General features: G+C 57.3%; 12 protein-coding genes and 2 pseudogenes. 6 read left to right on the top strand and 8 right to left on the bottom strand.

The window, feature by feature from the left end; genetic code table 11:
• Positions 1-310: 310 nt before the first annotated feature.
• Positions 311-3328 (bottom strand): annotated as a pseudogene (locus tag RMR16_RS24335) (beta strand repeat-containing protein); the annotation flags it as partial.
• Between the two features lie 751 nt (positions 3329-4079).
• Between RMR16_RS24335 and RMR16_RS24330 the strand changes: the two are divergent.
• Positions 4080-4295 carry a DUF3800 domain-containing protein gene (locus RMR16_RS24330; RefSeq protein WP_413786047.1) on the top strand — a complete coding sequence of 72 codons (216 nt, stop codon included), beginning with the start codon at positions 4080-4082 and terminating at the stop codon, positions 4293-4295.
• Here RMR16_RS24330 and RMR16_RS24325 read toward each other — a convergent pair.
• Entirely contained in the window at positions 4292-5203 is a 912-nt protein-coding gene (locus tag RMR16_RS24325) for an NADP-dependent oxidoreductase (protein ID WP_320201852.1), read from the bottom strand. The two genes, RMR16_RS24330 and RMR16_RS24325, sit on opposite strands and share 4 nt — an antisense overlap.
• A 119-nt stretch (positions 5204-5322) precedes the next feature.
• Positions 5323-6069: a glucose 1-dehydrogenase gene (locus tag RMR16_RS24320; RefSeq protein ID WP_320201851.1), complete on the bottom strand. Its 747-nt coding sequence runs from the start codon at positions 6067-6069 to the stop codon at positions 5323-5325.
• Positions 6070-6187: 118 nt separating this feature from the next.
• Between RMR16_RS24320 and RMR16_RS24315 the strand changes: the two genes are divergently transcribed.
• Entirely contained in the window at positions 6188-6547 is a 360-nt protein-coding gene (locus tag RMR16_RS24315; RefSeq protein WP_280776595.1) for an ArsR/SmtB family transcription factor, read from the top strand.
• A 97-nt stretch (positions 6548-6644) separates the two neighbouring features.
• Here the strand turns inward: RMR16_RS24315 and RMR16_RS24310 are convergent, their stop codons facing one another.
• On the bottom strand, positions 6645-7049 hold the full coding sequence (locus tag RMR16_RS24310; protein ID WP_413786049.1) for a winged helix-turn-helix transcriptional regulator: 405 nt from the start codon (positions 7047-7049) through the stop codon (positions 6645-6647).
• Between the two features lie 149 nt (positions 7050-7198).
• On the opposite strand from RMR16_RS24310, the gene RMR16_RS24305 reads away from it, so the two are divergent.
• Complete coding sequence (locus RMR16_RS24305) at positions 7199-7606, top strand: DoxX family protein (RefSeq protein WP_320201849.1); 408 nt, start codon at positions 7199-7201, stop codon at positions 7604-7606.
• A gap of 133 nt (positions 7607-7739) precedes the next feature.
• Positions 7740-8480 (top strand): SDR family NAD(P)-dependent oxidoreductase, encoded by a 741-nt coding sequence (locus tag RMR16_RS24300; protein ID WP_320201848.1) that lies wholly within the window; start codon positions 7740-7742, stop codon positions 8478-8480.
• A 438-nt stretch (positions 8481-8918) separates the two neighbouring features.
• Here the strand turns inward: RMR16_RS24300 and RMR16_RS24295 are convergent, their stop codons facing one another.
• Positions 8919-9200 (bottom strand): DUF427 domain-containing protein, encoded by a 282-nt coding sequence (locus tag RMR16_RS24295; protein ID WP_103587914.1) that lies wholly within the window; start codon positions 9198-9200, stop codon positions 8919-8921.
• 437 nt (positions 9201-9637) lie between these two features.
• Here RMR16_RS24295 and RMR16_RS24290 point away from each other — a divergent pair, with 437 nt between their 5' ends.
• The gene (locus RMR16_RS24290) at positions 9638-10483 is read left to right on the top strand and encodes a type IV toxin-antitoxin system AbiEi family antitoxin domain-containing protein (protein WP_103587937.1); all 846 of its coding nucleotides are present in this window, start codon (positions 9638-9640) and stop codon (positions 10481-10483) included.
• Entirely contained in the window at positions 10473-11390 is a 918-nt protein-coding gene (locus RMR16_RS24285) for a nucleotidyl transferase AbiEii/AbiGii toxin family protein (RefSeq protein WP_320201847.1), read from the top strand. The genes RMR16_RS24290 and RMR16_RS24285 overlap by 11 nt, the downstream gene beginning before the upstream one ends.
• A 214-nt stretch (positions 11391-11604) precedes the next feature.
• On the opposite strand, the pseudogene RMR16_RS24280 reads toward RMR16_RS24285, so the two are convergent.
• The 3 genes and pseudogenes from RMR16_RS24280 to RMR16_RS24270 form a co-directional block, all read right to left on the bottom strand.
• Positions 11605-11925, bottom strand: a pseudogene (locus RMR16_RS24280) (myo-inosose-2 dehydratase); the annotation flags it as partial.
• A 22-nt stretch (positions 11926-11947) separates the two neighbouring features.
• Positions 11948-12919 (bottom strand): SDR family NAD(P)-dependent oxidoreductase, encoded by a 972-nt coding sequence (locus tag RMR16_RS24275; protein ID WP_320201846.1) that lies wholly within the window; start codon positions 12917-12919, stop codon positions 11948-11950.
• 222 nt (positions 12920-13141) lie between these two features.
• Positions 13142-13528 (bottom strand): GFA family protein, encoded by a 387-nt coding sequence (locus RMR16_RS24270; RefSeq protein ID WP_320201845.1) that lies wholly within the window; start codon positions 13526-13528, stop codon positions 13142-13144.
• Between the last annotated feature and the right edge of the window lie 31 nt (positions 13529-13559).

The raw sequence follows: 13559 nt of genomic DNA, 5'->3' as shown, positions 1-13559 counted from the left end.
ATCCTATCTATATTTTCGTTGTGATATCAATACCACGGAAATGATAGCATTTTCAAGTCGTGCTATGAGAAGGAAACGGGTAATTGTGCGCGTTCTTTCACCTTGAAGGGATATGAACCGCCGACCCTGTTAGTCGCCAATCATCAAACCATTAAGTAGGCAATGAAAATTGGGAGAGGGAATTTGGAGGACGGTCTACCAAAATCTCGCGAGCTCAAGGTTTGTGATACACGCAGCATTTTCCCGAATGCTGCTTAATGTCACCGACAGTCTGTGGTCTGGCGCCCCCAATTGGGGACGCCAGAAGCTATCAAACGAATCTAAAGTCATTGGCTTGCAGCGTATTCACCGTCACATTTTTTAGCGTAATCGAGTTGTCTGCATCGGCTCGGATGATGGTATCCGAACCTGACTGAGACGAGGCCGACAACAAGGCGGCCCAGTCGGCGAAGATGGTCTTATCCATCTGAATAACGTCGTGCGCAGTGCCCGTGGCGATAAAGTTCGTTATGGTGTCTTGCCCAAAGCCAGGCGTGTAGATGAATGTATCCGCAGAACTTCCGCCGGTAAGAATGTCGTTACCGGACCCACCAGTCAGAATGTTCGCACCGGCTCCCCCGACTATGATGTTATCAAGCGCATTACCGGTGCCAGTAAAAGCCGCTGTTGTTCCCGTATATGTCAGGTTCTCGACATTAGCGCCAAGCGTGTAACCTGCCAGTGCCGTCTGGACCGTATCGGTCCCCTCACCTGCATTCTCGACAACAACATCACCAGCATTGTCGATCACATAAGTGTCGTTGCCAGCACCACCAACAAGCGTATCCGCGCCCGCTCCGCCATCAAGCGTGTCGTTGCCAGAGCCGCTCTTGAGCGTGTTGGCAGATGCGTTGCCCGTGCCGGTAAATGCCGCCGCACCCGTGTAGGTCAGGTTCTCGACATTCGCCAGTGATGCCAGCGAATAGGTCGAAAGCACAGTGCGGATCTCATCGGTTCCGGCACTGGCAGCTTCCGTGACGATGTCACCCGCAACATCCACCACATAGATGTCGTTGCCCGCACCGCCCACAAGCGTATCGATGCCTGCGCCACCATCGAGAAGATCATTGCCAGCACCACCCGTCAGAACGTTGGCGAGCGCATTGCCCGTTCCGGTAAAGTCACCGGTCCCTGTAAAGGTCAGGTTCTCGACGTTGGCAATTGAGGAAAGAGAATAGGTTTTCAGCACAGTTTTGATCGTATCTGTGCCACCACTCACGTCCTCAATTACAACATCGCCAAGGCTGTCAACGATATATGTGTCGTTAGCGATCCCACCCCATAGCGTGTCATCTCCGGCACCCCCATCCAGCGTGTTGGACTCCATGAACACCCCGAACAAGACGTTATTTTTGTCGTTACCTGTGCCTGTGAATGCAACGGTGCCTGTGTAGGTCAGGTTCTCGACATTGGCTAGCCCTGCCAGCGAGTAGGTTGCAAGCGAGGTCTGGACTGTGTCAGTGCCCTCGCCAGCATTTTCGGTCACGATGTCACCGGCATTGTCGACAATAAAGATGTCGTCGCCCGTGCCACCAATCAAGGTATCGGCGCCTGCACCGCCGTTCAGCGTGTCGTCCCCTGCTCCACCGTTCAGCGTATCCGCCCCCGACCCGCCGATGATGACATTGGCAAGGCCGTTGCCTGTTGCCGCGAACGCAACTGTTGTGCCCGTATAGGTGAGGTTTTCGACATTGGCTGCCAGAGTATAGCTTGTCAGGGCAGTCTGGACCGTATCGATGCCTTCGTTGACACCTTCCACAATCGTGTCACCAGCGACATCAACGATATAGACATCATTGCCAAGGCCACCGATCAAAGTATCGGCACCTGCTCCACCATCCAGCGTGTCGTTTCCGGAGCCGCCCTGTATCGTGTTGGCAGACGCATTGCCTGTGCCGGTAAAGGCTGCAGCACCCGTATAAGTCAGGTTCTCGACATTGACACGTGATGCAAGCGAATAGCTCGCAAGCGATGTGCGGATCTCGTCCGTCCCTTCATTGGCATTCTCGGTCACCACATCGCTGGCATTGTCCACCACGTAGATGTCGTTCCCGGTTCCACCAACCAGGGTGTCGGCGCCCACACCGCCATCGAGCGTGTCATTGCCTGCACCACCCGTCAGGGTATCTGCACCCGCACCACCTGTCAGGACGTTATCCAGTGCATTGCCCGTTCCAGAGAAGTTTCCACTGCCCGTAAACGTCAGGTTCTCGACATTGGTACCAAGCGTATAACTGGCAAGTGCCGTCTGGACCGTGTCTGTCCCCTCGCCTGCATTCTCAACGACGATATCACCTGTGCCAACGATATAGGTATCGTTGCCTGCACCACCCGTCAGTGTGTCAGCACCCGCCCCACCTGTCAGGACGTTATCCAGGGCATTGCCCGTTCCGGCAAAAGCGCCGGTTCCAGTAAATGTCAGGTTCTCGACATTGGCAGTAAGCGTATAGCTTGAAAGAGCCGTCTGGACCGTGTCGGTTCCTTCACCGGCGTTCTCGACAACAACATCACCTGCGCCAATGACATAGGTATCGTTGCCAGCAGCACCCGTCAGGGTGTCTGCACCTGCACCACCTGTCAGAACGTTATCGAGCGCATTGCCTGTTCCGGCAAAAGCACCGGTACTGGTAAACGTCAGGTTCTCGACATTGGCAGCGAGCGTATAGCTTGAAAGAGCCGTCTGGACCGTGTCTGTCCCTTCGCCGGCATTTTCCGTGATCACGTCACCTGCGCTATCGACAACATAAATGTCATTGCCAAGGCCACCAACCAAGGTATCGGCACCTGCCCCACCATCTAGCGTGTCGTTGCCTGAACCACCGCGGATCACGTTGCCCAGGCTGTTGCCCGTTCCTGCAAATGCCCCGGTCCCCGTAAAGGTCAGGTTCTCGACATTGGCAAGCGTTGCAAGGGAGTAGGTCGCAAGGGCGGTCTGGACCGTATCGGTCCCTTCATTGGCATTCTCGACAATCACATCGCCCGCCACATCAACGACAAAGATATCGTCGCCTGTGCCGCCGATCATTCGGTCGATACCGGCGCCCCCGATCAGCGTATCGTTGCCCGCACCACCATCCAGCGTGTCGGCACCTGCACCACCACGGATCTCGTTGTTCAGCCCATTGCCTGTACCGCTAAATGCCGCCGTGCTCGTATAGGTCAGGTTCTCGACATTGGCACCAAGCGTGTAGCTCGCAAGCGCTGTCTGCACCAAGTCGGTGCCCTCACCAACATTCTCGACGACAACATCACCAGCATTGTCGATCACGTAGGTGTCATTACCAGAGCCGCTGTCGTTTTGCATTTAATCGTGAGACTCACCTGCAACAATTTCAACAAGATAGCCCGGCAGTTAATTTGAGACTTGGCATTTAATTCGAGATTCTGACTTCGTTTTTGGCACTTAATATGAGATTCGCCGTCGGGGCAACGATGGGTGCCTACGGCCAATCTTCCATCCACAAATGCGTTATATTACAGAAGGTTATTTCCGAACCCGAAGGTGTCCAGCAAGGAAAATCGCACCGAATAATCTCAAATTAGGTGCCATCACCAACCGGATCGGGCGCATTCTTACAATTAAATGCCAAACGACAGGGGTCGGCGCCCACGACTGGTGGAGACGGGTTCCATGAGACGTGAAACCGCGAACTTCCGGGCGCTCGATTATCCCGTCGCTCTGCGCGTAGGTGCATTGCACAATTTTTGTTTGCGCATCGCTTATATTCTAGGCATAAAGCCCATAGCTGATGCACGCGACGGCCTCCTCCCAGTGCCATCGCATCAGCTGTTCCCCTCTGGAGGTTTTAACCTTCACACTTCAAGGGCCTCGGTTTTCCGATGGCCCTATTTTTTTGGCGCCTTAGAATGACGGCTGACTGGACGATATATCTGGTTCTTTGTCAGGCTCTCTCGCATGCCGAGCCGCCCCATTGAAAAGCGAGCACGCAGCAGATATATATTGCTCATAGTCGAGAGCGCTGACCCGTCGGTGCGTTGAACGGTTGTTTCACTCGGCTTACCGAATTCGAGCGGACCGCATGCGGTCCGCTTTTTCGTTTCTGGAGGATTCGTTGCATCTACTGTATCTCGACGAGTCGGGTCACTCTCATGATCTTAGCTCCGACTTCTTCGTCCTTGCCGGATTCAGCATCTTCGAACGTCAAACCCACTTCGCCCGCACACCGTGGAACTGGGCCGCTCTATCGCGTCCATTACAGCCAAGTGGTATCCCGAACTGGCAGCGGCGTGCTTAGGGAACAGCCACAACGATCTTGCCGGCGACCCTCCCGCTGGCGCTACGCCGCTGCGCATCCGCAACCTGATCAAGGGAAAAAACTTGCTCGATCGCGAGGTCGAACGCGCCCTTGAAATAGAGCTCGGTTACATGCCTGAGGGCGATTTCGGGGTGGTCGTCTTGGGACGTCGTGACTTGCGCACCGTGCTTGGGTGCGTCGATATCCGCGATCGACAGAACACGGGCAGGATCGCCCACGATCTCGATGAGATCGGGGATGACGCCCGCCCCGGCCAGGTCAAGTGCCGCATCGACCCCCTGCGGTGCAAGCTCGCGGACGCGGGCTGGCAGTCCGGGTCCATATGTCGTCGGAACGGCGCCGAGCTTGCGAAGATAGTCGTGTTTTGCTTCGCTTGCCGCGCCGATCACGTTGACGCCACGATGGCGCGCCACCTGGACGACCGCGCTGCCTACTCCACCCGAGGCGCCGACCACCACCAACGTCTCTCCGGCTTTGCTAGCGACCAGATCAAGGATGCGCGTCGCAGTCTCGCTGACGATCGCAAGGCCGCCTGCCACTTCGAACGACATGCCGTCCGGAATGTGTGCCCAACTGGTCAGCACCGCATGTTCGGCCATAGCCGTCCTGCGAACTGTGAGGCCGAATACACGATCACCGACCGCGACATTTGACACGCCGTCGCCCACTTCGTCGACGATGCCGGCCGCCTCGGCGCCGACGCCGCTGGGGAGATCTATCGGCATGAAATCACGGTAGAGTCCCGACCTTAACTTCCAGTCCAGAGGGTTGACCCCGGCAGCCCGAACCGCGATGCGGATCTGGCCGGCGCCGGCGTGCGGCGCGGCGATGTCGACGATTTGCAGAACGTCGGGTTCGCCATAGCTTTCGTATTGAACGGCTCTCATGGATTTCTCCTTTGCAAATTTAGTGAGGTGCATAGCTATTGAGGTCTCGCCGCCTGCGTTTCATCAGCGCGGCGCTGGGCAGCCGGCCTATCACCGGCCAGCCGCCCAGCGCCGACGCATCAACGCAAGCCACCGCTGGCCAGAATGTTCTCGCCGGTCACAAAGCGCGCATCGTCGGATGCGAGGAACGCAACGACGCGGGCGATATCGTCCGGCTCTCCGGCGCGGCCGAGCGGCGTTTGCGAGACGATGCCGGCCTCCATCTCTGACCCGGCGATGCCGGCGGTCTTTGTTCCTTCAGTCACGACAAAGCCAGGGCTGACGACATTGACACGGATTTTCCGCGGCGCGAGTTCCTTGACCAACACCTCCGAGATCGCGTTTACCGCTGCCTTGCTCGCGGTGTAGAGCGACGTGCCGGGCGAGCGCAGAGTCGTGATCGACGACGAGATGTTGATGACGCTGCCGCCTTCCTGAAGGTGCTTGATAGCGGCCCGTGTCGTCAGCAGCACGCCAAGCACGTTGACGTCGAACACGTGCCGATACTGATCCTCGGTGAACAGTTCGACCGGCCCGGCCTCCCAGACGCCAGAATTGTTGACCAGAATATCGAGCCGACCGAACTCGGAAACGGCCGCCTCGATCAGCGCCTGTGCTTCAGTGGCGATGGAGACGTCGCCCTGGACGGCAACGGCCTTGCCTCCGGATGCCTTGATGGCGTCGACGACGGCGTCTGCACCTTCCCTACTGGAAGCGTAGTTGACGACGACAGCCGCGCCGTCCTTCGCCAAAGCCTTGGCGATGCCCGCGCCGATGCCTTTCGACGCCCCGGTTACGACGGCGACCTTGCCTTCAAGTCTGTTCATTTGCGTTACCTTTTTTGCTAAGCGAAATTCAGCCACCATCGGATTGAGGCACGTCAGTTCAACAGTTCGGAAATATAGAACTGTTGAACTGTGTGTCAAGCTGCGATATGGAAAGGCCATGAGACCTATAGTTCACCCAGCAATCGAGAATGTTCAGCCGGAAATGATCCTTCATGCCCTGTCGGATCCCGACCGGGCGGCAATTCTCGTCAACATCATGGAAGAGGGCGGCATCAAGGCCTGCTCAACAGTCTCGGCGCTGGGTGACAGGGTCATCCCGAAATCGTCGCTCTCCAATCATTTCAAGATCTTGCGGGAGGCCGGGTTGATCCGGAGCGAGCGCCAAGGCAAGCAGATGAGAAACCACCTGCGTCTTGCCGAGGTGAACGCACGTTTTCCGGGCTTGCTGGGGGCGATCATGAATGCCTATGCGTCCAGTAATTCCGGCGACGAGACGTCGGGCGTGGGCGCCGGATGACCGGCGCATCTCGAGGCGGGTTCAGCGCGGATCCAACGGCCTGTTCGGCCGCGCAGGCGCGGTAAGGCGAGGCTGCTCGGTTTACACCGCTTGACGCCTAACGGGCAGTTTTCCGGGTGGTGTTGACGCTCTTTGCCTTGCGGCCACGCGTTGCCGGCTTGGCTGGAAGGTCGGTCCCATATTCCCGCCACCAGGCAGCCAAGGCCTCCATCGTCGGCTGGAGACCGCGGGCCTTGGCCGTTATCTCATAATCCACACGCGGCGGAACCTCGGCAAATATCGTGCGAGAGACCAGCCCGTCGGCTTCCAGCTCACGAAGTTGCGCCGTCAGCATATGCTGTGTGATCCCCGGGATCGCCTTTCGCAGTTCACCGAAGCGATAGACCCGCTGGTTGAGCAGCCACATGATCTCGAGCTTCCACTTGCCCGAGAGCAGCGTGAACGCCCGGCGCATTTCATCCTGCATTGTCGCGACAGGGTCGCCATTGGTCTGGTTTTCCATACTTACCACCATGAATTCATCCTACTTGCACTTCTCGCTCATAGGCTACATTTTCGATACACGCTCCACCGCATCATGGAAATGCGCCAGCGCCCAAAGAAGCCATTTTATCGAGGACCTCACCGGGCCACTGGTGGGCAGGAATCCCTATGACCGAAACCAATCTATACTGGATGGCGACAGCGCTGCTGTCGTTACTCTACCTCTCATCCGCTCTGCTTTATCTGACGAGAAGCGAGCAAGTCCGGCAGATCATCGTCAAGCTGGGCTATCCCGGCTACCTTGTCCACGTCCTGATCATCATCAAGCTTCTCGCCGTGGCGGCGATCCTTTCGCGCATCAGCGTGGGGCTCAGCGATCTCGCCTATGCCGGAATGTTCTATCACTTGGCCCTCGCCGTTCTCGCACATCTGGCCGTCCGCGATATCAAGGCCGCACTACCGTCGGCCGTCGGTCTTGTGCTGATCGCCGGATCATTTTTCACCCAGAATACCGCGCGCGAGATGCCTTCGCCCTACGCTCCCTTCGGATCCGAAACGATTGGTGATGCGCGATGAGGGCGCGGCCCCTTGGAGCAACCAGCTTAAATCACTGACCGGCGCTGGATCCGCCACGTGCCAGTCATCAGCAACGGCTGACACTGGATGGTGCAGCCAGGTTCCTCAAACTCAATAATGACAGGAGACAAACATGGGTCGACTCAACGGAAAAATCGCAATTGTCACAGGCGCGGGTCGAGGTATCGGACGGGCGACCGCCAAGTTATTCGCAGCGGAAGGCGCGAAGGTCGCGGTGCTCTCACTCACACCCGCCAATGTGGAAGCGGTCGTCGCGGACATCGAGGCCGCCGGCGGGATGGCGCTCGGGGTAGCATGCGATGTCAGCAGCGCCGATCAGATCACGGCGGCTGTGGACAAGGTGGTCGCAGCCTATGGCGGGGTCGATATTCTGGTGAACAACGCCTTCGATCCCTCGGCTGTCATGTCGTCAATCATGGAGTTGTCGGTCGAGCAGTTGCAGCGCAACTTTGATACGGGTCCGATCGCGACCCTGCGCACGATGCAAGCCTGCTATCCTTATCTCAAGGCGTGCGGAGAAGGCCGCGTTATCAACTTCGGTTCGCCTGCAGCGCTTCTTGGGATGCTGCCCTATGCACCCTACAACATGGCCAAGGAGGCGACCCGTGCCTTAACGCGAACCGCCGCGCGAGAGTGGGGTCCTGACAAGATCACCGTGAACAACATTCAACCGGTGGCCGAGACCTGGGGCGATGTTGAGGTGCCGCCGGCAAACAACGCGTTGCAACGCTATGGCTCGCCGGAAAACGACATTGCGCCTGTCCTTCTGTTCCTGGCGAGCAAGGATGCACAGTTCTTGACCGGCTACACCCTCTCGCCGGATGGCGGCATGGTCATCGACGGCGCGCGCTGACGCGCGCTTCGCCAGATCGCTGCGGGTACCCAGGCCCCGCAGTTACCCGGACTGCAAAGTCGAGCTCAATCTGAGCGACAAGTCGGTCGATCTTATTGCCGACAACATGCATCTGCCATTCGCATTGGCTGGCAGGCAGATTCGAGCCTGCATGCCCGCCGGAGTAGTGAGTGATTTCAACCCGGTCGCCTACGGCTACAATCTATCGCCTTGACAGGATCTGAACTCACGACAACCGACAAAATGAAGATATTATCCAGCGAAATCAACTTATTGGAGCAACCATTAAACCATCGGACGAATGACTGTGCAATTGGCCAGTTTCCTTCGAAAAGATCCTGCAATCGCTATCCGCCTATCAAGCATTTGGATGGGGTAATCGGTGGCGACAAGCGGATGCAGACAGTAATAACATTTGTCGCGATTGATGAATCGCGGTCAATATCCGACCTGCACACCTTTCCAGAAAGCCACCCGGTCTTTGATCTCATTGGCGGCCGGTTTGGGTTCGGCATAGAACCAGGCTGCGTCCGCGTTTTTCTGGCCGTCGACCTCCAGCGTATAGTAGCTGGCTTGCCCTTTCCACGGACAGCTCGACTTGGTCTGGCTCGACCTCAAATATTCATTTTTGACAGAACCAATCGGAAAATAGTGGTTGCCCTCAACGATGACCGTATCGTCGCTCTCAGCAATTATCGCCCCGTTCCATGTCGCTTTCATAACCGAAATCTCCTCTTTGTGGGTCCAAATATAGGAACGTACCAAAATCGTAGCCGCCTCCGACAGTCAAGGTGCCAGAGTTTGTATTGATCTGAACTGCGATCAGCAGAAAACGATTGGTGTTCGATCTAGACGCACGGACCTTCGTCCGTATCAGCCTAAATGATTTAAAAATGGGGAACTGCTTCGTCTTCCAATGCGAGACATCGGCAAAGGCACAGCGCTCGATGTGTCGGCCAGATGGTCATCGATTGCATCAGATGCGACGCGCGGACTAATTTTGGGGCGGACTTTTATGCCGCCACGACCAAGGCGCTGCGAACTGGCTCGGCACGGGACTTCGAGGCTCCCTGCACTTGTCAATTCTAGATTGACAAGTGCAACAGATTTTAAAGTAAAGTTGACATTCACTTTGAACTTGTACCATAATGTCCATTATGAATGAACAGCCGGCGCCCAAGCTAAAGTACCTTATCCAATCGGTTCCGCCGGGGTTTCTTGTCGATTCGGCTTGGACGGCACGCCATGCGATCTCACGGCAATCCGTATCGGGGTATATCAAACAGGGTTGGCTCGAGCGGATCGCGACAGGTGTCTACCGACGCCCATTTTCGGCGAGAGAAACGTCGGAAGCCGTCACTGGCTGGAAAATTCCCTTGTTATCCGCGCAATGGATCATGGGACATGCTTTCCACGTCGGAGGCTGGACCGCACTTGGATTGCGCGGCCATTCTCATTACCTGCAGCTTGGCGGTGATACACGCGTGTACCTCTACGGCTCCGACATCCCAGACTGGCTTATGACATTGACAACCGATGCCAGGTTCGTCCGGCGAGGTCATGGACTGTTCTCCGACGAGAACAACGGCGTCGAGGACAGCGAATTCAGCCTCTCCGATACTCCAGATGAGGAACTGGCCATGAGCCCGTGGCGCTGGCCTATCAAAATGTCGTCTGCAGAGCGGGCGATACTGGAGATTCTCGATGAACTTCCGAAGAACGAGAGCTTTCACAACATCGACATGGTGTTTGAGGGAATGGTCAACCTGCGCCCGAAACTACTGACGACGCTGTTGACCCGGTGCCGCAGTGTAAAGGTGAAACGCCTTTTCTTCGTCTATGCCGACAAGCACGCGCATGCGTGGCTCAAGCATATCGACAAATCGCAAATCGATATGGGACGCGGCGATCGGGCACTTGTCCCAGGCGGCCGGCTTCACCCCATTTATCGCGTAACGGTCCCTGCACACCTGTTGCCCAAGGAGATTATCGATGGCGCGTGATCGCTATATGCGGCAAGTCGAGCTGCTCGTTCGGACGTTGCCCTATATCGCCCGGCAGGATGTCTTCGCTCTCAAGGGGGGAACAGCCATCAACCTGTTCTACAGGGATATGCCTCGCTTGTCGGTCGATATCGACCTCACCTACCTTCCCGTCGAGGATAGGGACACCACGCTCAGCGGTATCGACGCCGCGCTTGACCGCATTCGCGACGACCTGCTGAAGAACCTCCGCGGCGTCGACGTCCAGCGTATCGCCGGTGGCGGCAACAATGACACGCGGGTGCTCGTCCGGCAGGGGACCACCGAAATTAAAATCGAGACCTCGCCGGTCGCGCGAGGAACGGTGCACCCGCCGGAACTGCGAGCGGTCACAGATGGCGTGGCCGAGGCGTTCGGCTTTGCCGAAATGCAGGTCGTGTCCTTCGAGGATCTGTTCGGCGGCAAGCTTCATGCCGCCGTGGACCGCCAGCACCCGCGCGATCTCTTCGACGTGAAGCTGCTCTATGATAATGAAGGCCTCACCGATGCGTTGTTTCGGACCTTCCTCATCTACGTCGCAAGCTCGGGCCGCCCGCCACATGAGTTGATCAGGCCGTCATTGTCCAAACTCGAGGAAGCCTTCGTGAAAGAATTCGAAGGCATGACCATCGAACCCGTCAGCCTGATCGAACTGAAAGACGCACGGGCTCGGCTGACGGATGACCTTCGAACCCGCCTCGATGATAAAGCGATGCGGTTCCTGCTTACTCTCCATGATACGGAGCCGGATTTCGACGCCATCGGGATGCCGCAGGCAGCAGCACTACCGGCAGTACGGTGGAAGTTGCTCAATCTAGCAAAGCTGAAGCAGCAGAACCCCGATAAACACGCCATGCAGCGTGGGGAAATTGAGAATATGTTTGCTTAAGCTTCCGCAGGCACGTGCGGCCGGCAGTCAATTTGCCGAACGTGAGATACAACGGTTAGGCGCTTCCTTGAAGCGTAGAAGCGGAACGGAACGCTTGAAGCGCGGGGATTGCATCGCCTTTCGCAAAGGCTTCCAATCCCACAGGTCCGCTATAACCCAACGATTTCCGAAGGACGATGGAGAAGCCTGGACATGATGAACTCCAACTGTTTTATCAGACGAGACCAACCCTGACGGCGGCGGCTTTCAACGCATCTAGGCCGAGCGACTGGTACTGGAAGGAATTGCGAACGGCTGGATCCTGCTCGGCTTCGATGACGATCCAGCCGTCGTAGCCGGCATCTTTCAGGATTTTTAGCAGCGGTTCGAACTCCACCCCGCCCTCCTCGTCTCGCGGTACGGTGAACACGCCGGCCCGAACGCCGTCCATGAAGCTCATCGCATCGTCGCGCACCCGCTGCATCACGACAGGGCGAACGTTCTTTGCATGGAAATGGCCGACACGATCAATATGGCGGGTGAGCACCGGGGCCGGACAAGGCCGTTCTTTAATACTGTTATTCGAAGTGCTCCCCGATCATTTCTTCGCTCTTGATCCAGAGGGCCTTGGCCCGCTCGGCATCGAGCGCATAGGCGCAGACATCTTCGCTGATGCGGCTTGCCGGGTTCTCCGTTACGGTCGCGACACGGCAATTGTGGCAATAGAGGCCACCGACCTCGTCAGCAGCGGCAACAAAGCCAGCCCATAACGAGGTGGCGGCTCCCTGCGGGATCGACTTCAATTCGAAAGGCGACTTACCTTGGGCGGCGAGTTCCTTGTTGACCTTGTCGATCATCGCCTCAAACGCTCCGTCTCCCAAGTGACGGGTGAGCTCCGTGCGGATACCGCCTGGATGTACCGAAGTTGCGCGAACCTCGCGCGCCTTGTGCCGTCGGTCGAATTCGACAGCGAACAGAATATTGGCAGTCTTGGAGCGCCCGTAAGCAATCCAGGGATCGTAAGCCGTGTGTTCAAAATTTGGATCTTCAAGATCGACATCGGCGTAGCGGTGGCCGGACGATGCCAGGTTAACCAACCGCCCGCCGGGTGCAATCAGGGACGCGATGCGATTGACGAAGGTGAAATGGCCGAGATGGTTGGTGCCAAACTGCGTCTCGAACCCATCGGCCGTATGACCGAAGGGAGCCGCCATGACACCGGCATTGGCAATGACGACATCGAAGGTACGACCATCCTTGAGCAGAGCGTCCGCGCAGGCGCGCACGCTTGCCAGCGATGCCAGATCGAGCTGGATCAGATCGAGGCTACCACCATTGGCAGTCTCGGCGCGAACGGGCGTCATTGCGCCTTCCGCCTTTGTCAGGTCACGGGCAGCACCGACGACATCGGCCCCGTGGGCCACCAGCGCCCGCGCTGTTTCGACGCCAAGGCCTGCGGACACGCCGGTGACGAGCACGCGTTTGTCGCTGAGGTCGATCCCGGAAAGCACCTCTTCGGTGGTGGATTTCGATCCAAACACGTTTGTCATCAAATAATCTCCTTGTGCTTTGCACATATAGTCAGTGGTGCTGGCAAGACCCGCTGATCAAGTTACGGGACCGTTGGCGCGCTTGCGCGGGTGCGGATGGGTGTCGGAAAACTCACAATGCGGCGGCGGCGTACAGCCAGCCGACATGTCGGGGCTTGTTGTGCAATATGAGGGATCACCAATGTTTTTAGTGCGCTCCCGCCTGCCAGCATCGTGCTGGCGCTACGCGAACTGTGGCAACTCGTCGTGTATCTCGTACCACTCGGCTTTCGAGGCGACGAAATAATGTGCTGTCGGCGACGTCGGCAGTGGCGTATCGAGCGTCCCCAGCCGCAAGCGAACAACATCCGGCATGGTATCGCGGCGACTTATGATCGCCGAACCGCAGTTGGAACAGAAGAAGCGATGAACACCTGGCGAGGAATTGAATGCCTTCAGCGCAGCCTCGCCCTCGATGATCACGAAGTCGCTGGCCACGACGGATGCATTGGTCGAAAACGCGGTTGCAGTTGCTTTGCGACAACGTGAACAGTGGCAATAGATTGCTTTACCAAGCTCGCCGCGGACTTCGTATTTCACCGTGCTGCAGAGGCAACTGCCTTTATACATTTTAGCTCCTATGGCCGAGATAGCGCTTTGC

The organism is Agrobacterium sp. rho-13.3, from assembly GCF_033957765.2.
In the GTDB taxonomy this organism is placed as follows: domain Bacteria; phylum Pseudomonadota; class Alphaproteobacteria; order Rhizobiales; family Rhizobiaceae; genus Agrobacterium.
This window is presented reverse-complemented; position numbering and strand designations above follow the sequence as displayed.